Source organism: Sanguibacter massiliensis, from assembly GCF_900240335.1.
In the GTDB taxonomy this organism is placed as follows: Bacteria; Actinomycetota; Actinomycetes; order Actinomycetales; family Cellulomonadaceae; genus Flavimobilis; species Flavimobilis massiliensis.
Genome location: NZ_LT964979.1, coordinates 2662454 through 2686292 on the forward strand (window position 1 = coordinate 2662454; position 23839 = coordinate 2686292).

The 23839-nt window shown below is 73.5% G+C and carries 18 protein-coding genes, 1 tRNA gene and 1 pseudogene; 12 read left to right on the forward strand and 8 right to left on the reverse strand.

Annotation, left to right across the window (positions count from 1 at the left end; translation table 11 throughout):
• Positions 1 to 34 precede the first annotated feature (34 nt).
• Entirely contained in the window at positions 35 to 2686 is a 2652-nt protein-coding gene (locus tag C1729_RS12325; RefSeq protein ID WP_242493825.1) for a penicillin acylase family protein, read from the forward strand.
• Between the two features lie 13 nt (positions 2687 to 2699).
• On the opposite strand, the gene C1729_RS12330 is transcribed toward C1729_RS12325, so the two are convergent.
• On the reverse strand, positions 2700 to 3338 hold the full coding sequence (locus C1729_RS12330) for a 5-formyltetrahydrofolate cyclo-ligase (protein WP_102510210.1): 639 nt from the start codon (positions 3336 to 3338) through the stop codon (positions 2700 to 2702).
• A gap of 81 nt (positions 3339 to 3419) precedes the next feature.
• On the opposite strand from C1729_RS12330, the gene C1729_RS12335 reads away from it, so the two are divergent.
• From C1729_RS12335 to C1729_RS12355, 5 genes are all read left to right on the forward strand, one after another.
• A complete protein-coding gene (locus C1729_RS12335) occupies positions 3420 to 4340 on the forward strand; it encodes a UTP--glucose-1-phosphate uridylyltransferase (RefSeq protein ID WP_102510211.1) in 921 nt (306 codons plus the stop codon).
• A gap of 4 nt (positions 4341 to 4344) precedes the next feature.
• A complete protein-coding gene (locus C1729_RS12340; RefSeq protein ID WP_102510212.1) occupies positions 4345 to 5577 on the forward strand; it encodes a molybdopterin molybdotransferase MoeA in 1233 nt (410 codons plus the stop codon).
• A complete protein-coding gene (locus C1729_RS12345; protein ID WP_102510213.1) occupies positions 5574 to 6182 on the forward strand; it encodes a GNAT family N-acetyltransferase in 609 nt (202 codons plus the stop codon). The genes C1729_RS12340 and C1729_RS12345 overlap by 4 nt, the downstream gene beginning before the upstream one ends.
• Before the next feature lie 122 nt (positions 6183 to 6304).
• Complete coding sequence (locus C1729_RS12350; protein WP_129590754.1) at positions 6305 to 7636, forward strand: hypothetical protein; 1332 nt, start codon at positions 6305 to 6307, stop codon at positions 7634 to 7636.
• A 67-nt stretch (positions 7637 to 7703) separates the two neighbouring features.
• A tRNA-Ala gene (locus C1729_RS12355) sits at positions 7704 to 7776 on the forward strand.
• Between the two features lie 237 nt (positions 7777 to 8013).
• Here the strand turns inward: C1729_RS12355 and C1729_RS12360 are convergent.
• Positions 8014 to 8517 carry a MarR family winged helix-turn-helix transcriptional regulator gene (locus C1729_RS12360; RefSeq protein ID WP_242493826.1) on the reverse strand — a complete coding sequence of 168 codons (504 nt, stop codon included), beginning with the start codon at positions 8515 to 8517 and terminating at the stop codon, positions 8014 to 8016.
• Positions 8518 to 8591: 74 nt separating this feature from the next.
• On the opposite strand from C1729_RS12360, the gene idi reads away from it, so the two are divergent.
• From idi to C1729_RS12390, 6 genes are read left to right on the forward strand one after another with little or no spacing between them, the layout of a single operon-like run.
• A complete protein-coding gene (idi, locus tag C1729_RS12365) occupies positions 8592 to 9191 on the forward strand; it encodes an isopentenyl-diphosphate Delta-isomerase (RefSeq protein ID WP_102510215.1) in 600 nt (199 codons plus the stop codon).
• Entirely contained in the window at positions 9188 to 10294 is a 1107-nt protein-coding gene (locus tag C1729_RS12370; protein WP_102510216.1) for a polyprenyl synthetase family protein, read from the forward strand. Before idi ends, C1729_RS12370 begins: the two co-directional genes overlap by 4 nt.
• Complete coding sequence (locus C1729_RS12375) at positions 10291 to 11262, forward strand: phytoene/squalene synthase family protein (protein WP_102510217.1); 972 nt, start codon at positions 10291 to 10293, stop codon at positions 11260 to 11262. The genes C1729_RS12370 and C1729_RS12375 overlap by 4 nt, the downstream gene beginning before the upstream one ends.
• Positions 11259 to 12866, forward strand: a complete 1608-nt coding sequence (gene crtI / locus C1729_RS12380) for a phytoene desaturase family protein (protein ID WP_102510218.1) — start codon at positions 11259 to 11261, stop codon at positions 12864 to 12866. Before C1729_RS12375 ends, crtI begins: the two co-directional genes overlap by 4 nt.
• The gene (locus C1729_RS12385; protein ID WP_102510219.1) at positions 12863 to 13228 is read left to right on the forward strand and encodes a lycopene cyclase domain-containing protein; all 366 of its coding nucleotides are present in this window, start codon (positions 12863 to 12865) and stop codon (positions 13226 to 13228) included. Before crtI ends, C1729_RS12385 begins: the two co-directional genes overlap by 4 nt.
• Positions 13225 to 14547, forward strand: a complete 1323-nt coding sequence (locus C1729_RS12390; protein ID WP_102510220.1) for a prenyltransferase — start codon at positions 13225 to 13227, stop codon at positions 14545 to 14547. Before C1729_RS12385 ends, C1729_RS12390 begins: the two co-directional genes overlap by 4 nt.
• Here the strand turns inward: C1729_RS12390 and C1729_RS12395 are convergent.
• The 6 genes and pseudogenes from C1729_RS12395 to C1729_RS12420 form a co-directional block, all read right to left on the reverse strand.
• On the reverse strand, positions 14522 to 16081 hold the full coding sequence (locus C1729_RS12395) for an SDR family oxidoreductase (protein ID WP_102510221.1): 1560 nt from the start codon (positions 16079 to 16081) through the stop codon (positions 14522 to 14524). The two genes, C1729_RS12390 and C1729_RS12395, sit on opposite strands and share 26 nt — an antisense overlap.
• A 40-nt stretch (positions 16082 to 16121) precedes the next feature.
• Positions 16122 to 16568, reverse strand: a complete 447-nt coding sequence (locus tag C1729_RS12400; protein WP_102510675.1) for a pyrimidine dimer DNA glycosylase/endonuclease V — start codon at positions 16566 to 16568, stop codon at positions 16122 to 16124.
• Entirely contained in the window at positions 16565 to 18712 is a 2148-nt protein-coding gene (locus C1729_RS12405) for an MMPL family transporter (RefSeq protein ID WP_102510222.1), read from the reverse strand. The genes C1729_RS12400 and C1729_RS12405 overlap by 4 nt, the downstream gene beginning before the upstream one ends.
• A 55-nt stretch (positions 18713 to 18767) precedes the next feature.
• Positions 18768 to 19892, reverse strand: coding sequence for an alanine dehydrogenase (gene ald / locus C1729_RS12410; protein WP_102510223.1), 1125 nt, complete (start codon positions 19890 to 19892; stop codon positions 18768 to 18770).
• Between the two features lie 19 nt (positions 19893 to 19911).
• Positions 19912 to 21825 carry an ABC transporter ATP-binding protein gene (locus tag C1729_RS12415; RefSeq protein ID WP_102510224.1) on the reverse strand — a complete coding sequence of 638 codons (1914 nt, stop codon included), beginning with the start codon at positions 21823 to 21825 and terminating at the stop codon, positions 19912 to 19914.
• Positions 21826 to 22052: 227 nt separating this feature from the next.
• A pseudogene (locus C1729_RS12420) lies at positions 22053 to 23777 on the reverse strand (ABC transporter ATP-binding protein); the annotation flags it as partial.
• Between the last annotated feature and the right edge of the window lie 62 nt (positions 23778 to 23839).

Here is a 23839-nt window from a genome sequence, read left to right on the forward strand (position 1 = left end):
TGCCGTTGTCCGACGTCCGGACTAGGCTCGGCGCGTGCTCAGTCGCCTGTCCGCACCGCGCAAGGTGCTCCTCGCCGTCGTCACGCTGCTCGTCGTCGTTCTCGTCGCGACGACCGTCGCAGTCGTCGTCGTCGTGCGCAAGCCGTTCCCCGCGACCTCGGGCGAGGTGACGATGCCCGGCCTCGACGGAGCCGTCACCGTCGAGCGCGACGCCCGCGGCGTCCCCTACCTCACGGCGACGACGAGCGAGGACCTCTTCCGCGCGCAGGGCTACGTCCACGCGCAGGACCGCTTCTTCGAGATGGACTACCGCCGGCACGTCACCGCGGGCCGGCTCGCCGAGCTCGTCGGCGACAACCCCGACGCGATCGCCGCCGACCGCGTCGTGCGCACCTTCGGCTGGCGCCGCGTCGCCGAGCAGGAGTGGGACCTCCTCGAGCAGAGCACGCGCGACAACCTCACGGCCTACGCCGAGGGCGTCAACGCGTACCTCGCGGACCGCTCGCCCGCGGAGATCGCGCTCGAGTACACAGTGCTCGGCACCCGGGTCGACATCGTCGACCCCGAGCCGTGGCAGCCCGTCGACTCCGTCGCGTGGCTCAAGGCCATGGCCTGGGACCTCCGCGGCAACTTCGACGAGGAGCTCGAGCGCGCCGCCGCGTTCGGCACACTCCGCGACGTCACCGCCGTCGAGGCCCTGTTCCCCGCCTACCCCGACGACGCGAACGCCCCGATCCTCGACGCCGACGAGGCCGCCGCGACCCGCAGCGAGCGCCGCGCCGCCGCACCGAAGGACACCGGGGGCGGCACGGGCGGCGCGAGCCGCACCGCACCCGAGGACGGACTCCCGCTCGAGGACGCGGGCGTGCGCGCCGCCCTCGAGGCCGCGGCCGACGCGCTCGCAGCCGTCCCGCAGCAGGTCGGACGTGGCGAGGGCACGGGCTCCAACTCGTGGGTCGTCGCCGGAAAGCACACCGCGAGCGGCAAGCCGCTCCTCGCGAACGACCCCCACCTGTCGCTCGCAGCACCGAGCATCTGGGCGCAGATCGGCCTGCGCTGCGCCCAGGTGAGCGACGCCTGCCCCTACGACGTCGCAGGCTTCTCGTTCTCCGGCCTGCCGGGCGTCATTATCGGCCACAACGCCAACCTCGCCTGGGGCCTCACGAACCTCGGAGCCGACGTCACCGACTTCTTCGTCGAGGCGGTCCGCGCGCACACTTACCTCCGCGACGGATCCTGGGAGCCGCTCGACATCCGTCAGGAGACCATCAAGGTCAACGGTGGCGACGACATCGTCATCGACGTCGCCGAGACCGTCCACGGGCCTGTGATCTCCGGAGAGCTCGGCGAGTCCCTCGCCGCCCTGCTCTCGCCGATGGCGGACACAGGGCTCTCCGGCGTCACCTACGGCGTCGCCCTCAGCTGGACGGCTCTCACGCCTAGCCGCACCGCTGACGCGATCTTCGCGCTCAACCGCGCGGCCGACGCCGACGACGTCGCGCAGGCCGCAGCGCTCTTCGCCGTGCCCTCCCAGAACATCATCTTCGCGACGACCGACGGTCACATCGGGTACCAGGCCCCCGGCAGGATCCCGCTCCGTGGCAGCGTCACCGGGCCCGTGCCGTCCGACGGCACCTGGCCGCGGCCCGGCTGGGACAGCGCCTACGACTGGCAGGGCTATGTCGACCCCGCCGACATGCCCGCCGTCCTCGACCCCGAGTCCGGCGTCATCGTCGCCGCGAACCAGGCAGTCCTCCCCGCGGGCGAGGGCCCCTACCTCACCGCCGACTGGGACTACGGCTACCGTTCGCACCGCATCTCGACGCTCCTCGACACTGCGATCACCGGCGGCACCAAGGTCTCGGGCGAGACCATGAGCGCGATCCAGTCCGACGTGTGGAGCCCGTTCGCAGCTGCGCTCGTCCCGACGCTCCTCGACATCAGCCTCGACGACGACTTCGCCGCACAGGGCCAGGAGCTCCTGAGGAGCTGGGACTACAACACCGACCCGTCGTCGGCCGCCGGAGCCTACTTCAACGCCGTCTGGGCGCAGATCGTCGACGGCGCGTTCGCCGACGACCTGCCGGACTCCGTCCAGCCCAGCGGCTCGAGCCGCTGGCTCGCCGTCGTCACCGAGCTCCTCGACGACCCCGAAGCCCGGCTCTGGGACGACCGCACGACCGTCGACGTCGTCGAGACGCGCGACGAGATCCTCCGCCAGGCGCTCGTCGACGCCCGGCTCGAGCTCACGACCGCGCTCGGCCGCGACACCGAGGACTGGCAGTGGGGCAGGCTCCACCAGCTGAACCTCGAGCACCCCGTGCTCGGCGGCGAGTCGATCCCGTGGCCTGTGCGCGCGTTCGTCAACCCCGCGACCCAGCAGCTCGGCGGCGGATCGTCGATCGTCGACGCGACCGGCTGGGACGCGTCCGCGAGGACCGCGACAGGCCGCACCGACTTCTCGGTGACGTCCGGACCGTCGATGCGCATGGTCGTCGACCTCGGCGCGCTCGACGCGTCGACATGGGTCGTCGTCACCGGCACCTCAGGTCACCCGGGGCACCGGAACTACGCGGACCAGCTCGAGGCATGGTCGGTCGGCGAGACGTTCGCGTGGCCGTTCAGCGCCGACGCCGTGACCCGCGCAGCCGGCGAGACGCTGCGCCTCGTCCCGAGCGCCGAGTAGGAGCAGCCGGGGCTCAGCCTCGTTCCGCCCACTGCCAGCCCGACGGCGTCGCGAACGCGTCGACCGGTACGTCGTGCGGCTCCGTCGGGATGGGGGAGTCCGCCGCGTCGTAGATCTCCTCGGGGAAGACGAGCGCGACGACCTTCGCGTCCGGCCGCTTATGGCCGAGCGCGCGGTCGTACCAGCCGCCGCCCTGTCCGAGGCGCGCTCCCGCCGTGTCGACGGCGAGCGCGGGCGCGATGATGACGTCGGCCTCCGCGAGCGCGTCCGCACCGAGGTGCTCGGTGCCCGGCTCCGGCGGTCGGCCCGGAGCGCGCTCGAGCAGGTCGTCTGCCCCTGCGAACGGGGCCCAGCCGCGCTCGAGCCCCGTGCCGAGGACCGGCAGGAGGACCCTGACGCCGCGCAGCGCAAGATCCTCGAGGAGCGGCAGCGTGCCCGGCTCGGAGGGACGCGAGACGTACGCGGCGACGCAACGTGCCTCGCGCAGCTGCTCGAAGTCGGCGAGCGAGTGGACGAAGCCCGCGGCAGCCTCCTGGCGCCGTCGCGAGGATCGGTGCTCCCGCGCCGCGCGGATCGCCTTGCGGACCATCGTCTTGGCGTCCTCCGGCTCCAGGCCGAGAGGGACATGGATGGGCTGCGCTGCTCCGCTCATGGCTCCATCATCCCAAACTTTCCCCGCTCCACCGCCGCTGACGGTCCCAGGTCCGGTTGCGGTGGTCGCTAAGGTGTCTGCATGGAGATCACGAAGGCTGTCATCCCTGCCGCTGGCCTGGGTACCCGCTTCCTGCCCGCCACGAAATCGACCCCCAAGGAGATGCTCCCCGTCGTCGACAAGCCCGCGATCCAGTACGTCGTCGAAGAGGCCGCCGCGGCCGGCCTTGACGACGTCCTCTTCATCACGGGACGGTCCAAGCGTTCCCTCGAGGACCACTTCGACGGGGTCCCCGAGCTCGAGGCGAACCTCGAGGCCAAGGGTGACGCCGGGCGACTGGCGGCGGTCCGTGAGTCGTCGGCGCTCGCCGACATCCACTTCGTCCGTCAGGGCGAGCCGATGGGCCTGGGCCACGCGGTCCTGCGCGCCAAGAACCACGTCGGGGACCACACGTTCGCAGTCCTCCTCGGCGACGACCTCATCGACGAGCGCGACCCCGTGCTGCCCGCGATGATCGAGGTCGCGCGACGGACGGGCGGGTCCGTGGTCGCGCTCCTCGAGGTCGACCCCGCGCAGGTGTCGCTCTACGGGTGCGCCGCTGTCGAGCCCGCGCCGCAGGTCGGCACGGTCGACGGCGTGCCGGAGGGAGACATCGTCGGCGTTAAGGGCCTCGTCGAGAAGCCCGCGCCGGAGGACGCGCCGAGCAACCTCGCGGTCATCGGCCGCTACGTCCTCAACCCCGCGGTGTTCGAGGTCCTCGAGCGCACCGCGCCCGGCCGTGGCGGCGAGATCCAGCTCACCGACGCGCTCGCCGAGCTCGCGACCATGCCTGCCGAGCAGGGGGGCGGCGTCTACGGCGTCGTCTTCCGCGGCCGCCGCTACGACACGGGTGACAAGCTCGACTACCTCAAGGCCGTCGTGCGGCTCGCGTCCGAGCGCGACGATCTCGGCCCCGACTTCCGGGACTGGCTGCGGGGCTACGTCCCGACGCTCGACGCGTGACCTCGTGCTGAGCGTCCAGGCGCACCTCGCGGAGATCCTCGCGGGGCTCAGCCCCGTCCCTCCGCTCGACGTGGTCCTCGGCGACGCGGCAGGTTGCATCCTCGCCGAGGACGTCCGCGTCGACGTCGACGTCCCCGCGCACGCGACCGCGGCGCATGACGGTTACGCCGTCCGCGCCGACGACGTCCACCCTGCGACCGATGCCGCGCCCGTGACGCTCCCCGTGGTCGCCGACCTCTGGTCGGCCGCCGAGGCGCCCGAGCGGCTCGTCACCGGGCAGTCCGTGCGGATCTCGTCGGGCGTCGCACTGCCGGTTGGCGCGGACGCCGTCGTCCCGCTCGACCACACCGACCGCGGCACGGCGCAGGTGCGCGTGCGCCGCTCGGTCGGCGTCGGCTCGGGCGTGCGACGTGCGGGGGCTGACGCACGCGCCGGGCAGGTCGTCCTCGCCGCCGGCCTGCGCCTCGGCGCGCGGCAGATCTCCCTCGCCGCGGCACTCGGACGCTCCCACCTCAGGGTGCACCCGCGGCCGCGCGTCGTCATCGTGCCCGTCGGGGACGAGCTGCGCGTCCCCGGACGCCGCAGCGCCGGAGCCGGCGTCTTCGAGGCCAACGCGCAGGCCCTCGCGATCGCCGTCGAGGACACGGGCGCCGTCGCCATCCCCGTCGCACCCGTGAGCGACGACCGTGCACACCTCCGCGAGGTCCTCGCCGACCAGCTCGTGCGCGCAGACCTCGTCCTCACAACGGGCGGCCTGTCCGAGGGCAGCCACGACACGCTCAAGGACGTGCTCGGACCGCTCGGCACCGTGCGCTTCGACCACGTCGCTCTCGCCCCCGGACGCGGCCACGGCTTCGGCACGATCGGCGAGGACGACAGCGTCGTGCCGATCGTCGCCCTGCCTGGGCACCCCGTCGCGGCGCTCGTCGCGTACGAGGTCTTCGTGCGGCCCGCGCTCCTCGAGATCGCGGGGCACACCGATCTCTTCCGCCCGTCGGTCGTCGCGTACGCGGACGCCGAGTGGAACAGCCCGGCCGGGGTGCGCGAGTTCGTGCCCGCGCACCTCACGGGCAGCCCCGACGAGGGCTACCGCGTCGTGCCCGTCGCGGACCCGCGTGCGATCGACCAGATGTCGCTCTCGTCGCTCGCCGCGGCGAACGCGCTCGCGGTGGTTCCCGAGGGCGAGTCCTTCGTGCGGCTCGGCTCGCGCGTCCACTGCCTGGTGCTCGAGGGATGACGTCCGGCTGGCCTGCGACGCTCCGCGCGCTGTCGGCCGCCGGAACGGTCACCGTGCGTCCGCTGCGGCGACGGGACGCGCGCGCATGGTGCGCCGTGCGGGCGCGCAACGGCGCGTGGCTCGAACCGTGGGAGGCGACGTCACCGACGGGGGCTCCGGCCGCGTCGTTCGGCGCGTATGTCGCGGCGGCACGCGCGCACGCGCGCGCCGGCACGCACCTGCCGTTCGTCATCGAGCTCGATGGCAGGCTTGTCGGACAGGTGACGGTCGCGAGCATCGTGCGTGGCTCCGCATGCACCGCGTCGATCGGCTACTGGGTCGACAGCGCGGTCGCCGGGCGCGGGATCGTGCCGACGGCGGTCGCCCTCGTCATCGACCACTGCTTCGCCGAGGTGGGCCTCCACCGGATCGAGATCGCCATCCGTCCCGAGAACGCGCCGAGCCTGCGTGTCGTCGCGAAGCTCGGCCTGCGCGAGGAGGGGATGCGCGAGCGTTTCCTCCACATCGACGGACGCTGGCGCGACCACCGGGTCTTCGCAGTGACCTCGGAGGAGGTGCCGGGAGGGTTGCTCGCGCGGCTGCGGGCGCGGGCGGAGAGTGCATGACCGATCGCAGAGGGTTGCGCGGTTCGGTCGACGAGCGTCCCGCGACGGGTGGAATCACACCGGTGTAAGACACGCCGGAGGGCGTCCGTGGGAGCGTGCCACCGCTCGCATACCGTCGGGGAGTGGAGAATCTGGCCGGGGCGGCGGTGCTTGCCATCGCCGCGTTCTGGGCGGTCTACCTCCTCCCTCAGCGCGTGTCGCAGCGGTCGCAGGTCGCCACGGCACGCACCGAGGACCGGCACTCGGGCGCCATGCGGATCCTCGCGGTCGCCCGGCGTGACGGCAGGGAGGAGCCCGGGACGTCGCGTGACTGCCCGCCAGGACAGGTTCCCCACGGTCGTCTGCTGACGGGTCCGATGCCCGTCGTCATCGCGCAGCCGGCCGCAGCAGCAGAGGGAGCCGTCACCATGGACCGACCGGTCACCGCGTCGCAGCGCCGTCCCGGCGCGCCCGCCCGGACGCGCCCCGGCGCGCCTGCCTCCCCGCGTCTGCAGACGGTGAGCCCCACCGCCACGGCCGGCGTAGCCGAACGTGCCGCCGCCAGTCCTGCCGCCGCGCGCCCTGCTGCCGCCCGCACCGCGGCCGACGAGCGCGCCCGTGCGGTCGCCGAGCGTCGTGCTGCCGCTGCGCGCCGCCGCCTCGCCCTCACGCTCACGCTCCTTGCCGCGTCCGCGATCGCGTGGACCGCGGTGAGCGCGTTCTCCCTCCACGTCGCCGTGCCGACCGTGCTCACCGTCGCGCTCGGAGGGGTCCTCGCGCTCGGACGTCGCGCCGTCGTCGCCGCCCGCCGCTCCGACGCCGAGCTCGCAGCTCGCGCGTCCAACGCGCGTCCCGCCCGACGCCCCGCGCCTGCCGAGCAGCCCGCCGCCCGTACCGCCCGTCCTTCCGCGGCCGCCCGGGCCCACGCCGGCAGTGCGCGCAGCGCGAGCGTCACCGGTCGCGCCGTGCACGGCAGCCAGACGACGACGCAGATGATCTCGAGCGCCGAGGTCCTCGAGCGCGCCTCGGCCGCCGCCGGGCGCGCCGCAGCGGCCCAGGCCGCTCCCGAGGCCTCCCCGCAGTCCGAGGTCCCGGACGTCAGCGAGACGCCTGCCGCCCGCGCCACGGCTCCGGCCGTCACGGCCGACGCTCCCGCGTCCGCCTCCGCTGCGTCCCGCACCGCCGTGCCCGACACGACCGGCTCGGCGACCGCGGAGTCCTCGGCGCCCGACGACGACCGCGTCCTCGGTGGCTTCTCGCTGCCGCGTCCGACGTACACGATGAAGGCCGCTGCGCCCCGTCGTGAGGTCGCGCCGCTCGATGGCGCCGACGTCACGACGCCCGCGAACGCCGCCGAGCGCGCACAGGCCTCGGGCAGCACGGCCGGGTCCGCGGAGGAGCCCGCGACGACGACCGAGGGTCTCGGCCTCGGTCTCGACGCGATCCTCGCGCGCCGGCGCGCCTCCGGAGCCTGATCGGCCTGCGCGGCCCCGCCGATTTTTCCGCGGGGTCCAGCGCGTGCTAACGTAGTTCTCGCTTCACGGGGCTATGGCGCAGTTGGTAGCGCGCTTCGTTCGCATCGAAGAGGTCAGGAGTTCGAATCTCCTTAGCTCCACAGCGAGGGCCGCATCCCAGTCGGGATGCGGCCCTCAACGTTTCCCGGAGCGGCGCTGAACTTTCCCGGAACGGCGCCGAGCTTCCCCGGACCTGATCCCGACGAGGCCGGCGAGCCGGGCCCATGGGGGCAGACCGAGGCGGGTGACGCGGAAGGAGCCCGGAGCGATACCGGGGGTGACGTGCCGCGACGCGGACGGGCCCGCCGCCGAGTGGTGAGGAACCGGCAGCCCGCCGCTCACGTGAGCGGCGCGATGCCATCCTGACGCTCGAGGATCTCGGCGACCGCCCGGAGGAACGCGGCGACGTCGCTGCGGGAAGCTTCGGGCACGGCACGTGCGACGCGCTCCATCTCGGCGTGCATGTGGGTGAGTCGCGCGCGGATCTCGTCGTGCGCGTGTGCGGTGGGGCGCAGCTGCACGGAGCGTCGGTCGGTGGGGTGCGGCTCGCGGACGAGGTAGCCGCCGGACTCGAGCCGGTCGACGAGCTTGGTCGTCGAGGCGGTCGAGATGTCGAGGTGGAGGGCGATCGCGTTGGGTGTGACGACGGTGCCGTGGCGTTCGGCGGCGACGACGAGCTGGAGCGCCATCATGTCGGACTCGTTCATGTCCATGGCGCGGGCGGTGCGGCGGCGCATGCTGGAGTCGGCGAGGCGGAAGGCGCGGAGCGCCTCGAGGAGATTGCGGATATCGTCGTCGCCGAACCAGTAGGGGGACGTGGCCCCAGGGGATTCCTCATGCACAAGATAATCCTAGCGTGACAAGTTGCTAGTTCGGCTAGTAATGTTGCGAGCAACCTCTCGGTGAAGGAGCTGACATGACGCTCGTCGCACACCCGCCCCGGACCATCCACGCAGGCGACGCCCCCGGGCGCGACGCCGCCGACCTCGTCGTCCTCCTCGACGACGGCGGACGCCCCGCCGGAACCGCCCCGCGCGAAGCCGTCCACACCACGACCACCCCGCTCCACCTCGCCTTCTCGTGCCACGTCACCGACGACGCGGGCGACCTCCTCCTCAGCCGCCGCGCCCTCACGAAGCGCTCGTGGCCCGGCGTGTGGACCAACGCGTTCTGCGGCCACCCCCGGCCGGGGGAGGACCTCCTCGACGCCGTCCGACGCCACGCGCTCACCGAACTCGGGACAGACGCCCTCGTCGACCTCGAGATCGTCCTGCCCGACTTCCGCTACCGCGCCGTCGACGCCCACGGCATCGTCGAGAACGAGCTGTGCCCCGTCGTCGTCGCGCGCCTCCCCGGGCACCGCCCCACGCTCACCCCCGACCCCGACGAGGTCGTCGAGACCGCCTGGGTCGACGCCGCCGACCTCGGCCACGCCGCGGTCGCAGCGCCCTGGGCGCTGAGCCCGTGGGCCGTCGCGCAGCTCCGCGAGCTCGCCACGCTCGAGGACGTCCGATGAGCACGGCCGTCGCCGGACGCGCTCACAGCGCCCCCGCGAGCAGCGCGCCCGAGCTCGTCGCCCCCGGCCAGCCCTCGCCGCCGGAGTGGACGAGCCGCAGCCTCGTCGCCGCCCTCCGCGCCTGCGCGATGCGCCTCCCGGACCCGGGCGGCCACCTCGCAACCCTCTGGGACGCGCTCGCCGACTCCGCCGACGGCGGCAGCGGCGTGCGCCCCGCGCTCCTTCTCGCGACCTACCGAGCGCTCGGCGGCACGCGCGACGACGTCGCCCACGCGCTCGCCGACGCGACCGAGCTCCTCCACACGGCGTTCGTCGTCCACGACGACGTCATCGACCACGACGACGTCCGACGCGGACGACCCACCGTCGTCGCCCGGCATCGTGCCCTCGCCCGGTCGCGCGGCGCCGACGTGGCCGCAGCCGACGACGCCGGGCTCGCCGCAGGCATCCTCGCGGGCGACCTCGCCCTCGTCCGCGCCGTCACCGCGGTCGCCGCGCTCGACGTCGACGCGCCGACGCGCGCCGCGCTCCTCGAGCTGCTCAGCGACGTCATCGCCGAGTCCGCCGCGGGCGAGCTCGCCGACACGACCGCGCTCCCGAGCGCGACCCCCGATCTTGCGACGGCTCTCACGACCGCCGAGCGCAAGACCGCGGCCTACACGTTCGTGTGGCCCCTGCGCGCGGCCGCGCTCCTCGTGGGCACGCCGCAGGCCCGTGCGCTCGCTCCCGCGCTCGAGCGGGTCGGGAGGCTCGTCGGCGTCGCCTTCCAGCTGCGCGACGACCTGCGCGGCACGTTCGGCGACCCGGCGACGACCGGGAAGTCCTGCGTCTCCGACCTGCGCGAGGGGCGCGTCACCGCGGTCGTCGCCGTCGCGGCCCGGACGGCCGCATGGCCCGTCGTCGCCTCCGTCCTCGGCGACGCCGACCTCGACGAGGAGCGCGCCGCCCCCGTGCGCCGCGCTCTCGAGGAGCACGGCGTCGCCGACGCCGTGACGACTCTCGCCGACGACCGGCTCGCGAGTGCCGTCCACGTCGGTCGGGCGGCCGGGGTGCCCGAGCCGCTGCTCGCGATGCTCTGCGACGGGGCGAGGGCGGAACGATGAGCCGGGTCGACCGCTCCCGGTACGACGCGGCCGCGCGCGCTGCGAGCGAGACCGTCATCGCGAGCTACTCGACGAGCTTCTCCCTCGCGGTGCGGCTCCTGCCGCCCGCGCAGCGTGCCGACGTGCGTGCCGTCTACGGACTCGTGCGGCTCGCTGACGAGATCGTCGACGGCGCGCTCGACGACGTCGACCCCGCAGCCCGCGCAGCGCTCCTCGACGCCCTCGAGGACGAGGTCGCGCGCGCACGCGCCCGGGGCTGCTCGACGAACCTCGTCGTCCACGCGTTCACGCTCGCCGCGGCGCGCTGCAGCATCGGCGCCGACCTCACGGGGCCGTTCTTCGACGCGATGCGCACCGACCTCGTCCGCGACGCGCACGACGCCGCATCGCTCGCGACGTACGTCCACGGCTCCGCGGAGGTCGTCGGGCTCATGTGCCTGCAGATCTTCGCCGCCGACCTTCCCACGCCCGAGCGCACGCGACTCGTGCGTGACGCGGCACCGGGCGCGTGCGCGCTCGGCTCCGCGTTCCAGAAGGTCAACTTCGTCCGCGACCTCGGCGCCGACCTCGACGACCGTGGCCGCGCCTACCTCGCCGAGCTCGTCGCCGCGCCGAGCGACGCGGCCCGTGACGCCGCGCTCGACGACGTCGACGCGGAGATCGCCCTGGCCCGCACGGCCATCCCGCTCCTGCCGATGGGCGCACGACGGGCCGTCGTCGCCGCGACGGCGCTCTTCGCCGAGCTCTCCCGACTCCTGCGCGCGACACCCGCCGCCGAGATCGCGACGACGCGCGTGAGCGTCCCCGCCAAGCGCAAGGCGCTCGTCGTCGGCCGGGCCCTCGCCCGCGACGCTCTCGCGCGCAACCACGGCGCGCGGGGGCGCGGCGCCGGGTCCCAGCCCGCGACGCTGCCCGCGGGGCCGCCCGCCGGCCAGCACACCGGTCTGCGCGCCCGGGCGGCGCGATGAGCCGCGTCGTCATCGTCGGAGCCGGCGTCGCGGGGCTCGCGACCGCCGCGCTCCTCGCCCGCGCGGGCGACGACGTCGAGGTCGTCGACCGGCTCGACACCGTCGGCGGCCGCGCCGGCACGTGGCAGCGCGACGGCTTCACGTTCGACCTCGGACCGTCGTGGTTCCTCATGCCCGAGGTCTTCGAGGCGTTCTACCGGGAGGTCGGCACGACGACCGCCGAGCAGCTCGACCTCGTCGACCTCGACCCCGCCTACCGCGTGCTCGCCGAGGACGCGGAACCGCTCGACGTCCGCTCCGGCCGCGCGCACGCGACGGAGCTCTTCGAGTCCGTCGAGGCCGGTGCCGGCGCACGCCTCGGCCGCTACCTCGACGAGGCGCGCGACGTGTACCGCGTGGCCGTCGACCACCTGCTCCGCACCGACTTCAGCCGCCCGCGCGACCTCCTCGTGCCCGCCGTCCTGCGGCGCCTGCCGACGCTCGCCCGGCTGCTCGCCGTGCCGCTGTCCCGGCACGTCGGTACGCGGTTCGCCGACCGGCGCCTCCGGCAGGTCCTCGGCTACCCCGCGGTCTTCCTCGGTACCCGCCCCGAGCGCGCCCCGAGCATGTACCACCTCATGAGCCACCTCGACCTCGTCGACGGCGTCCGTTACCCCCGCGGCGGCTTCGGCGAGGTGACGCGATCGCTCGCCCGCCTCGCCGAGGACGCTGGCGCCCGGCTCACGCTCGGCACAGAGGTCACCGCGCTCCGGACGACGACGGGCGCCGGGAGCGTCCGCACCGCGAAGCGACCCCGCGCCCACGTCACCGGCATCGACGTCGTCGGGCGGGACGGCCCGCGCACGATCGACGCAGACGTCGTCGTCCACGCGGGCGACCTCCACCACCTCGAGACGCAGATCCTGCCGGCTCACCTGCGCACCTACCCGGAGCGTTGGTGGGCGCGGCGCGCCCCCGGTCCGGGTGCTGTCCTCGTCCACCTCGGCGTCCGCGGGCGGCTTCCCGAGCTCACGCACCACACCCTGATGTTCACGCGCGACTGGACCGAGGGCTTCGACGCCGTCGACGGGCACCGACCCCTGCCGGACCCCGCGTCCGCGTACGTGTGCGCACCGTCCCGCACCGACGCCACCGTCGCGCCCGACGGTCACGAGACCCTCTTCCTCCTCGTGCCCGTCCACGCCGACCCGGAGCTCGGCCGCGGCGGCCTCGACGGGACGGGCGACCCGGGCGTCGAGCGGATCGCTGACGCCGCGATCGCCCAGCTCGCCGCGTGGGCCGGTGTGCCCGACCTCGCCGAACGCATCGTCGTGCGCCGCACCGTCGGCCCCGGCGACATGGCCGCCGACCTCCACGCGTGGCGCGGCGGGGCCCTCGGCCCCGCGCACACCCTCCGCCAGTCAGCGATGCTCCGGGCCCGCAACACCTCCCGGCGCGTCGACGGCCTCATCCACGCCGGGGCGTCGACCGTGCCTGGCGTCGGCGTGCCCATGTGTCTGCTGAGCGCTCAGGTCGCGCACGACACGCTCGCGCGGGCACGCGGAGGGGCGTCGGCCGACGTGCCGACGACGACACAGCCCCACACGCCGTCGGACGCGCGATGACCGGCGCCTACCTCGCGGCGCTCCTCGTCTCGGCCGCCGGAGTCCTCGCGATCGACCTGCGCTGGCGGCTCCTCCTCGGAGCGCGTCGCAGCCCGTTCGGCACGCGCCTGCGCGTGCTCGGCGTCGTCGGCGCCGGCGCCGCGCTGCTCCTCGTGTGGGACGTCGTCGCGATCCGAGCCGGCTTCTACGGACGCGGCCTCGGCGACGCGCTCGTGGGCGTCGAGGTCGCACCGCACCTGCCCATCGAGGAGATCGTCTTCGTCGTCTTCCTCGCGTACGTGACGCTCGTCGTCGCCGCAGGGATGCTCCGGTGGCTCGGGCAGCGTCGCGACCAGTGGCCCGACGGGAGGGACGCCTCATGACGTACGCCGGCCTTGCCGCCCTCGTCCTCGTCCTCGCGGCGCTCGGGCACGTCGTCTGCCGGGCGGTTGCGCGCTCGCGCGGGACGCTCCCCGAGAACCTCGGCGTCGCGACGGCGCTCACCGCGCTCGTGCTCCTCGTGCTCACCGTCGTCTTCGATTCCGCGATGATCGCCGCGGACCTCTTCCGCTTCGACGCGTCACAGCTGCTCGGCGTACGCGTCGGGCTCGCGCCCCTCGAGGACCTCGCCTGGCCGCTCGCGACTGCGCTCGTCCTGCCCGCGCTCGCCGCCGCGACCGCGCCACGGCCTGCCGAGCCGGTGCGCGTTGACGGGTGGACGTCGTCCGCGCGGGGAGAACGTCTCGCGGCCACGGACGTGACGCTCCCGCGGCCGACGTCCTCGGCGGGCACCGCCGCAGGCGCTCCTGCCGAGGCGCCCGGACGCACCCCGGCACGGCGCGTCCTCGCGCGGCTCATCGGTACGTCGCGACCCGTCTCGTGGATCAACACCGCCTACCCGTTCGTCGCGGCCTACCTCCTCGCGGGCGGGTCCTCGTGGTGGCTCGGGATCGTCGCGGCACTCTACCTCCTCGTCCCGTACAACCTCGCGATGTACGGCATCAACGACGTCTTCGACCACGAGTCGGATCTCGCGAACCCGCGCAAGGGCGGCGTCGAGGGGATCGTCCTCGAACGCGGCCTCCACCGCACGACGCTCGTCGCGGCCCTCGTGACGAACGTGCCGTTCCTCGTCGTACTGCTCGCCGCCGGGACGGCGCTCGCCAACGTCGTCCTCGTCGTCGCGGTCGTCGCGGTCGTCGGCTACTCGGCGCCGCCGCTGCGGCTTAAGGAACGGCCCGTGCTCGACTCGCTCACGAGCTCGACGCACTTCGTCGCGCCGGCCGTCTACGGGGTCGCGCTCACGGGCGGCGCGTGGACGAGCGAGGTGCTCGCGGTGCTCGCGGCGTTCTTCTGCTGGGGCGCCGCATCCCATGCGTTCGGTGCGGTCCAGGACGTGCGCGCGGACCGGGCGGCCGGCATCGGCTCGGTCGCGACCGTCCTCGGGGCGCGGCGCACGACGCGTCTTGCGCTCGCGGTCTACGCGCTCGCGGCCGTCGTCCTGCTCGTCGGCGCAGGGTGGCCGGGGCGTGTCGCGGCACTCGTGCCGCTCCTCCACCTCATCAACGTGTGGCCGCACCGCGACGTCACCGACACGACGTGCGAGACGGCGAACGCCGGCTGGCGACGCTTCCTGTGGCTCAACCAGGTGTGCGGGTTCATCGTCACCCTCGTCGTCATCGCGGTCCTCGCGGGCTGGTGACGCGCAGCTCGCGGGCGCGCGCGAGGATGTTGCGCGCCATCGACGGGAAGACGATCGCGTGGAACGGCGCGATGAGCCCCCAGTAGAGCTTGCCGGGCAGACCGTGCGGCAGGTAGACGGCCCGCTGGTCGTAGCGGGTGCCGCCGCCCGGGGCAGGCTCGACGCGCATCTCGAGCCACGCCCGTCCGGCGACGCGCATCTCGGCGCGCAGCCGCAGGTAGCGCCCGCGCTCGAGACGCTCGACGCGCCACCAGTCGACGGGGTCGCCGACGGCGAGCATCTCGGGGTGGCGTCGGCCGCGCCTGGCGCCGGGTCCGCCCGCGAACGTGTCGAGGATGCCGCGCACCGCCCACGCAACGGGCCACGAGTACCACCCGTTGCGTCCGCCGATCCCCTCGACGACGGGCCACACGTCGGCGGGCTCGAGGTCGCGGGCGATGCGCGAGCGGGCGTCGACGCGCACCGTCGCGCCTGACCACGGCGGGTCGGACGGCAGCGGGTCGGCGGACACGCCGCCGCTCGCGCTCGCCCACGTCGTCGTCACCTCGCCGCGTCGCTCGCGCGCGAGCGCGAGCCGCACTGCCTCCCGGTACCCGGTGAGGCCGCCCGGAGGTGGCGGGATGATGCCGTCGATGCGGGTGTCGCGGCAGATCGCGTCGTGCTGGAGGGACTGGACGAGCGGGACGGCCATGGCGTGCGGCACGGGCGTGACGAGCGCGACCCACCAGCCGGCGAGCCGCGGCGCAGGCACGGGGAACGCGTAGATGCGTCGTCGCCCCAGCCCGGCCTCGTGGCGGTAGCCGTGCATGAGCGCCGCGTACGTGAGGACGTCGCGTGAGCCGATGTCGAAGCGGCCCGAGACGCTCGCGGGCACGCGTGCGGCCCCGCGCAGGTAGTGGAGGACGTCACGCACCGCGATGGGCTCGACGAGGTTGCCGACCCACGACGGTGCGGGCATGAACGGCAGATTCTCGGTGAGGTGCCGGATCATCTCGAACGACGCGGAGCCGGAGCCGATGACGACGCCCGCGTCGAGGACGAGCGTCGGCACGCCCGAGCCGAGCAGCGCGTCACCCACGGCGGTGCGGGACGCCATGTGGGGCGAGAGGTCGACGCCGCGCGGGTGCAGGCCGCCGAGGTAGACGATGCGTCCGACGTCCGCGGCGGCGCACGCACGCGCGACGGTGCGCGCGATCGTCAGCTCGGTGCGTGCGTAGTCCCCACCCGTGCTCATCGAGTGGACGAGGTGGTAGACGACGTCGACGTCGCCGGGCGCGTCGGGCGCCGCACCGCGCGGGCGGAGCGCGGCCGCGACGGCCTCGGCGTCGCCGAGGTCCGCGCGGCGCACGTCGACGTCGTCGCGCCACGGGACGTCGGCGAGCCGCTCGGGCGCGCGCACGGCGACGCGCACGTCGTGCCCCTCCGCGAGGAGTTCGGGGACGAGCCTGCCGCCGACGTACCCGGTCGCGCCCGTGACGAGCACGCGCCGGGGGCCGCCGAGGAGGCGCGGGGTGGTCGTTTCGTCGGTCGTCATCGTCCTAGCCTCTCCCCGAATGCAGCGTCGCGCGCGTCGGTCAGGTGCGCGCGGCGTCGGGCAGCGCACGCTCCCACGTCGCGACGGGGCCGTCGACGACGTCGAAGAGCGGGTGCGCGTGCACCTCCGGGCCGAGCCGCGCGAGGTCGTCCGGTGCCCTCACGGCGAGCTTCGCCGTGAGGTGCGCGCGCTCGAGCTCGAGCTGGCCCGTCGTCACGGTGAGCCGCGCGGGCGCGGGGCCGGGCCGGTCGATGCGGGTGCGGTCGAAGCGGTAGCCGCGCACGTCGGCCTCGTCGGCGAGCGCCGTGAGGTACGCACCGACCGCCCCGAGCGGGTCGGGAGCGTCCCGGAACCGTTCGAGCTGCGGGTGGCGCGTGTACCCGCGCGTGCGCCCCGCAAGGACGGCCTGCGCGAGCAGGGTCTCGCGCCAGCACGCGACAAGCCCGACGCGGTCGAGCTCGGCCGGGGCGAGCGACCAGATCCTCATCGTTCGCCCCGCGTGAGCTTCGACGGCCACCAGATCGCACGGCCGACGTCGTAGCCGAGCGCGGGCACAAGGACGGTCCGCACGAGGAACGTGTCGACGAGCACGCCGAACGCAACGATGAACGCGAGCTGCACGAGGAAGAGGATCGGCAGGACCGCGAGCGCCGCGAACGTCGCGGCGAGCACGAGGCCGGCCGACGTGATGACGCCGCCCGTGATCGCCAGGCCGCGCGTCATGCCGAGGTGCGTGCCGTGCGCGAGCGACTCCTCGCGCACACGCGTCATGAGGAAGATGTTGTAGTCGATGCCGAGCGCGACGAGGAACACGAAGCCGAAGAGCGGCACGGCCGGGTCTGCACCGGGCATGTCGAGCACATGGTTGAAGACGAGGGCGCTCACGCCGAGGGTGGCCGCGAACGAGAGGACGACGGTCGCGACGAGGAGCAGCGGCGCGACGATCGCGCGCAGCAGCAGCCCGAGGATGAGGAGGATGACAAGGAGCACGACGGGGATGATGAGGTTCCGGTCGTGGACGGAGGCGTCGTCGGAGTCGATCGCTGTCGCGGTCGTGCCACCCACGAGGGCGTCATCCGCGAGGGCGGTGCGCAGCGCGCGCACCGTCGTCTCGGCGGCCGTCGAGTCCGCGGCGTCGGTGAGGGTCGCCTGGAGGAGGACGTTCCCGTCGACGATGGTCGGTGCGGGCGCCTCCGTGCCGGGGCGGCCGACGGGCTGGATGCCGTCCGCGGTGACGGGCGCGGTGCCCGACGGCGAGTCCTGCGCCGTCACCGCGAGGCCGGCGACGCCGGGGGTGCCGAGGATCGTCGTCGCGACGGCGTCGAGCGAGCCCTCGGGGGCCAGGACGTACGTCGGTGAGCCGGAGCCGCCGGGGAAGTGCTCGGCGAGGAGCTGCTGTCCGGTGCGGGCAGGGGAGTCACCGAGGACGAGGTCGGACTGCGCGACGCCGTCGGCCTTGAGCTGAGTAAGCCCGACGCTCGCGAGGAGGAGCACGACCGTCGTGCCGACCCAGAGCGTGCGGGGGCGGCGGGAGACGGCGCCGGGCAGCGCGTGCCAGAGGCCGCGCTGCGGCATGCGTGCGTCGGGGTCGGCGACCTGCTCGGGAGTGAGCGGCTGCGGGCGGCGCGGCCAGAATGCGACGCCGCCGGTGAGCGCGAGGAGCGAGGGCAGCAGGGTGAACGACGCGATCATCGCCCAGACGATGCCGATCGCGGCGATCGGGCCGAGGTCGCGGTTCGACTGGAGGTCGGAGAGCAGGAGGCACAGGAGTCCGGCGATGACGGTGCCGCCCGAGGCGACGATCGGCTCGAACGAGCCACGCAGGGCCGCGCGCGTCGCGGCCCAGCGGTCGGGCTGCGCGCGGAGCTCCTCGCGGAAGCGGGAGACGTAGAGGAGCCCGTAGTCGGTGGCCGCGCCGATGACGAGGATGAAGAGGATGCCCTGCGTCTGCCCGGAGAGGAGGACGACGCCCTCCTTGGCGAGCAGCCACACGGTCGCGAGCGCGGCGCACAGGGCGAAGACGCTCGACGTGAGGACGAGGAGCGGCAGGACGGGGGAGCGGTAGACGACGATGAGGATGACGAGGACCGCGGCGAGCGCGACGCCGAGGAGGAGGCCGTCGATGCCGGCGAACGCGTCGCCGAGGTCGGCGGAGAGGCCGGCGGGTCCGGTGACGAGGACCTTGACGCCGTCGGGCGTCTGGGAGGCGAAGGCGGCACGGATCGCTTCGACGCCCTCGCCGAGGTCGGACTGCGTGCTGAGGGCCACGAACACCTGCACGGCCTGGCCGTCCTCCGACGGGATCGCGGGGCTCGCGCCGCCTGCGACCTGCTCGATCGCGCCTGCGGCCTCGGCGGCGGCGGCGAGCGCTGCGAGGTCGGCCTCGGTGAGGCCGCCGTCGCGGACCGCGACGACGACCGCGGGGATCGCGTCGTCGCCGAGGAAGCCCGTGAGCTGCTTCTGGACCTGGGTGGCCTCGGCGCTCGTCGGCAGGTAGGCCGTCGGGTCGTTCGACGAGACCTCGTCGACGCGGCCGAAGAGCGGGCCGCCGAACGAGGCGAGTCCGAGCCAGGCGATGACGAGGAGCGCGGGGACGAGGGTGCGCAGTAGGCGGGTGCGGGGTGCGGTCACCCCGTCAGCATAAACCTAGATAGGCTAGGTATCCAGGGTGGGGGTGCCGAGAGGCTCAGGCCGACGCAAGCTCAAGACCGTGCGCCTCCGCGACACCCGCGTGCCACAGCAGGCCGTCACGCGTCGTGAGCCCCGCCCGCAGCCCCGCCCGCAGCGCAGCCTGCCGCGGCGGCAGCCCGTCGGCGACGAGGTTCCCACCGCCCGCCGCGAGCTCGAGCAGGTACGGCAGCGTCGCGTTCGTCAGCGCGCGCGTCGACGTCACCGGCACCGCGCCCGGCATGTTCCCCACGGCGTACACGCGCGAGCCGTGCACCTGGTAGACGGGGTCGTCGTGCGTCGTCGGCCGTGAGACCTCGAAGCACCCACCCTGGTCGATCGCGACGTCGACGAGCACCGACCCCTCACGCATCCGCGCGACGAGTTCGTCCGAGACGAGGTGCGGCGTCCGCGCGCCGGGGACGAGCACCGCCCCGACGACGAGGTCGGCCTCGAGGAGGAGCGGCTCGATCTCCCACGCGTTCGACGCAGCCGTGCGCACGTGACCGTTCGTCTCCGTGTCGATCGCCCGCAGTGTCTCGGGGGAGATGTCGACGACCGTGACGTCCGCGCGCATCCCGAGCGCGATCTGCGCTGCGTTGCGCCCCACCGTCCCCCCGCCGAGGACGATGACCTTGGCCGGCGGCGTCCCCGGGACTCCGCCCATGAGGATGCCCCGGCCGCCGCGCGACCGCATGAGTTCGACCGCACCGACCTGCGCCGCGAGCCGCCCCGCGATCTCGCTCATCGGCGCGAGCAGCGGCAGCCCGCCGTGCGAACCCGTCACCGTCTCGTACGCGAGGCTCGTCACCCCGCGGTCGAGGAGCGCACGCGTGAGCGTGAGGTCCGCCGCCGCGTGGAGGTACGCGAAGAGCAGCTGGCCCTCGCGCATGAGCGGCTGCTCGTTGGCCGTCGGCTCCTTGACCTTGCACACGAGGTCCGCCCGCTCCCAGACGTCCGCACCGTCCGCGACGATCGTCGCGCCCGCCGCGGCGTAGTCGTCGTCGGGCATCGCGGAACCCGCGCCTGCACCGGCCTGGACGAGAACCTCGTGGCCTGCGGCCACGAGCGCGTGCACCCCTCCTGGGGTGCACGCGACGCGATACTCGTGGGGCTTGGTCTCCGTGGGAACGCCGATACGCATGGGGTCACGGTAGTCCCCGCTACGCCTCGGTGTCCGGCACCTCCGCGCCTGACGCCTCCCCAGCAGGTGCCTCAGCCGGTGCCCCAGCCGGTGCCCCGACGGGCGCCCCAGCGGCATCCGCCGTGGCCTCCTCGTGCCCGCCGCGGAACTGGCTCTCGTAGAGCTCGTGGTACGCGCCGCGTCGCTCGAGGAGCTCCGCGTGCGTGCCCTGCTCGACGATCCGGCCAGCTTCCATGACGAGGATGAGGTCCGCGTCGCGGATCGTCGAGAGCCGGTGCGCGATGACGAACGACGTGCGGTCGGAGCGCAGCGCGTGCATCGCGTGCTGGACGAGCAGCTCGGTGCGCGTGTCGACCGAGCTCGTCGCCTCGTCGAGGATGAGCAGCGACGGCTGCGAGAGGAACGCGCGCGCGATCGTGATGAGCTGCCGCTCGCCTGCGGAGACGGAGCCGCCGTCGGAGTCGACGACCGTGTCGTAGCCGTCGGGCAGCTGCCGCACGAAGCGGTCGACCATCGTGGCCTTCGCGGCCTCGACGACCTCCTCGTCGGTTGCGTCGAGACGCCCGTAGCGGATGTTGTCGCGGATCGTGCCGCCCCACAGCCACGCGTCCTGGAGGACCATGCCGACCTGACCGCGCAGGTCGGCGCGCGTGAGGTCGCGGACGTCGACGCCGTCGACGAGGATCTGCCCGCCCTGGATCTCGTAGAACCGCATGATGAGGTTGACGAGCGTCGTCTTGCCCGCGCCCGTGTGCCCGACGATCGCGACCGTCTGGCCGGGGTGGACCGTGAGCGAGAGGTTCTCGATGAGCGGGCTCGCCGGGTCGTAGGAGAACGAGACGTCGCGGAGCTCGACGTGGCCGTCCGTCCGGGCGGGCAGCGTGGCCGTCGCGGCGTCGGGCTCCTCCTCCTCGGCGTCGAGGAGCTCGAACGTGCGCTCCGCGGACGCGACACCGGACTGGAGCATGTTGGCGATGCCCGCCATCTCGGAGATGGGCTGCGTGAACTCCCGCGAGTACTGGATGAACGCGGTCGCGTCACCGAGCGTCATGCTGCCCGACGCGACGCGCAGGCCTCCGCCTACCGCGATGAGCACGTAGGAGAGATAGGAGACGAACGTCATCGCGGGCATGATCATGCCCGAGACGAACTGGGCGCCGAACGACGCCTCGAAGAGCTTGTCGTTGCGCTCGTCGAACTCCGCGAGCATGACCTCGTCGCGGCCGTAGGCACGCACGAGGTCCATGCCGGAGAACGTCTCCTCGACGTGCCCGTTGACGGCGCCCGTGTGCGTCCACTGCGCCTTGAAGAGACGCTGCGCGCGGACGCCGATGACGCCGGCGACCGCGCCGGACAGCGGGAGGGCGATGAGGGCGAGCAGCGCGAGCTGCCACGAGACGACGAACATCATCACGAGGATGCCGAGCACCATCATGATCGACTGCACGAGCTGGCTGAACGCCTGCTGGAGCGCGGCCTGCACGTTGTCGACGTCGTTCGTCACGCGCGACATGACGTCGCCGCGCTGGCGCGTGTCGAAGTAGGACAGCGGCAGCCGGTTGAGCTTGCGCTCAATGTCCTCGCGGAGGTTGAAGACGACGCGCATGACGAGACGGTTGAGGATGAACCCCTGCGCCCACATGAAGATCGACGAGACGACGTAGAGGCCGAGGACCGTCGCGATGAGGATCGCGAGCCGGTCGAAGTCGATGCCCTGGCCCGGCACGGCGCCCGAGCGCAGCAGCATGTCCGCGAGCGTGTCCTGCCCCTGGGCCCGCAGCCCGGCGACGGCAGCCTCGAGCGTGACGTCCGCGGGCAGCTGCGTGCTGCCGATCCAGCCCGCGAAGATCACGTCCATCGCCTTGCCGAGGACCTTCGGCGCGATGACGGACAGGATGACGCTGCCCACGACGAACGCGAGGACGACGCCCATGAGCGCCTTCTCGGGTGCGAGAAGCCCCACGAGGCGCTTGGCCGACGGCCAGAAGTGCTGAGCCTTGCGTGCGGGGGGGGCCGCCCATGAAGGGGTCGCCGTCCATCTCGCCGGGCGTGAAGTCGAGCTCCTCCTCGGCGGCGACGGCCGCGGCCGCCTCGGCGGTCGCTTCGATGGTCGCCTCGGCGCTCTCGCGCCGGCGGTCCGTGCGGGCCATCAGGCCACCCCTCGATGCTCATCTGGGACTCGACGATCTCGCGGTAGGTCTCGTTCGAGGCGAGGAGCGCGTCGTGCGTGCCCTCGCCGACGACCTTGCCGCCGTCGAGGACGACGATGTGGTCGGCCGTGCGGATCGTCGAGATGCGCTGCGCGACGATGATGACGGTCGCGCCCTCGGTCGCGTCGGCGAGCGCCTCCCGCAGGAGTGCGTCGGTCGTGACGTCGAGCGCGGAGAACGAGTCGTCGAAGAGGTAGACCTGCGGGTCCGCGGCGAGAGCGCGCGCGATGCAGAGGCGCTGGCGCTGTCCGCCGGAGACGTTCGTGCCGCCCTGGGCGACGGGCTCCTCGAGGCCCTGGGGTTTGGCCCGGACGAAGTCGGCGGCCTGCGCGACCTCGAGCGCGTGCCACATCTCGTCCTCGGTGGCCTCGGGCCGGCCGAAGCGCAGGTTGGAGGCGATCGTGCCGGAGAAGAGGTAGGGCTTCTGCGGGACGAGCCCGACGAGACCTGCGATCTGGTGGCGGCCGAGCGCGGAGACGGGCACGCCGCCGATCGTCACGGCGCCCTGCTGCGGCTCGAAGAGTCGCGGGACGAGCCCGAGGAGGGTCGTCTTGCCGGAGCCGGTCGAGCCGACGATTGCGGTCGTGCGGCCCGCGCGGGCGGTGAACGTCACGTCGTCGAGGACGGGCAGCTCGGCGCCCGGGTATCCGAAGGTCACGTGGTCGAAGACGACGTCGCCGCCCTGCGGGGCGGGCGCGGAGCCCTCGGCCGGCGCCTTCATCGTCGGGACGGCCTCGAGGACCTCGTCGATGCGCTCGGCGGAGACGACGGCGCGCGGGATCATCATCATCATGAAGGTGCCCATCATGACGGCGACGAGGATCTGCAGGAGGTACTGGAGGAACGCGGTGAGCGCGCCGACCTGGATCTGGCCCGCGTCGACGCGGTGCCCGCCGAACCACAGGACGGCGGCGGTCGCGAGGTGGAGCACCATCATGATGACAGGGAACATGAGGACGAAGAGGTTGCCGACCTTGACGGACACGTCGGTGATCGCGAGGTTCGCGTCCTGGTAGCGCTGGGCCTCGAAGGGCTCGCGGACGAACGCGCGGATGACGCGGATGCCGGTGATCTGCTCGCGCAGGACGTCGTTGATGGCGTCGATGCGGTCCTGCATCTGACGGAACAGCGGGAGCAGCTTGACGACGAGGATCGACACGACGACGAAGAGCAGCGGGACGGACACCCACACGAGCCACGACAGGCCCGGGTCCTCGCGCAGCGCCATGATGATGCCGCCGATGCACATGATGGGCGTCGACACCATGAAGTTCAGCGTCATGAGGACGAGCATCTGCACCTGCTGGACGTCGTTCGTCGAGCGCGTGATGAGCGTCGCGGTGCCGAAGCGGGAGACGTCGAGCGTGCCGAGCGAGTCGACCTTGCGGAACACCTCGCGACGGAGGTCGCGTCCGATGCTCATCGAGGTGCGGGCGCCGAAGTAGACGGCGGCGATCGCGGTGACGACCTGGGCGAGGCACACGATGAGCATCTGGAAGCCCGTGCGCCAGATGAAGTCGACGTCGCCGACTGAGACGCCCTTGTCGATGATGCGGGCGTTGAGGCTCGGCAGGTAGAGGGCCGCGATGGTCGAGGCGAGCTGGAGGACGCCGACCGCGGCGATCCACCACCAGTAGGGGCGGGCGTGGCGGAGCGCGAGGCGCAGGAGTGTCACCGGGGTGCCTTCCGTCGGAGGGGGGCAACGACCGACGATAACCCTCGCCTCCGACATCCGGG

Excerpts from the sequence above, each read along its gene's own strand:
- C1729_RS12345 (WP_102510213.1), top strand. The coding sequence starts at position 5,574 with ATGACGTCCGGCTGGCCTGCGACGCTCCGCGCGCTGTCGGCCGCCGGA.
- C1729_RS12385 (WP_102510219.1), top strand. The coding sequence starts at position 12,863 with ATGACCGGCGCCTACCTCGCGGCGCTCCTCGTCTCGGCCGCCGGAGTC.
- idi (WP_102510215.1), top strand. The coding sequence starts at position 8,592 with ATGACGCTCGTCGCACACCCGCCCCGGACCATCCACGCAGGCGACGCC.
- C1729_RS12375 (WP_102510217.1), top strand. The coding sequence starts at position 10,291 with ATGAGCCGGGTCGACCGCTCCCGGTACGACGCGGCCGCGCGCGCTGCG.
- C1729_RS12335 (WP_102510211.1), top strand. The coding sequence starts at position 3,420 with ATGGAGATCACGAAGGCTGTCATCCCTGCCGCTGGCCTGGGTACCCGC.
- C1729_RS12390 (WP_102510220.1), top strand. The coding sequence starts at position 13,225 with ATGACGTACGCCGGCCTTGCCGCCCTCGTCCTCGTCCTCGCGGCGCTC.
- ald (WP_102510223.1), bottom strand. The coding sequence starts at position 19,892 with ATGCGTATCGGCGTTCCCACGGAGACCAAGCCCCACGAGTATCGCGTC.
- C1729_RS12400 (WP_102510675.1), bottom strand. The coding sequence starts at position 16,568 with ATGAGGATCTGGTCGCTCGCCCCGGCCGAGCTCGACCGCGTCGGGCTT.
- C1729_RS12330 (WP_102510210.1), bottom strand. The coding sequence starts at position 3,338 with ATGAGCGGAGCAGCGCAGCCCATCCATGTCCCTCTCGGCCTGGAGCCG.
- C1729_RS12395 (WP_102510221.1), bottom strand. The coding sequence starts at position 16,081 with ATGACGACCGACGAAACGACCACCCCGCGCCTCCTCGGCGGCCCCCGG.
- C1729_RS12370 (WP_102510216.1), top strand. The coding sequence starts at position 9,188 with ATGAGCACGGCCGTCGCCGGACGCGCTCACAGCGCCCCCGCGAGCAGC.
- crtI (WP_102510218.1), top strand. The coding sequence starts at position 11,259 with ATGAGCCGCGTCGTCATCGTCGGAGCCGGCGTCGCGGGGCTCGCGACC.
- C1729_RS12415 (WP_102510224.1), bottom strand. The coding sequence starts at position 21,825 with ATGGGCGTCGTCCTCGCGTTCGTCGTGGGCAGCGTCATCCTGTCCGTC.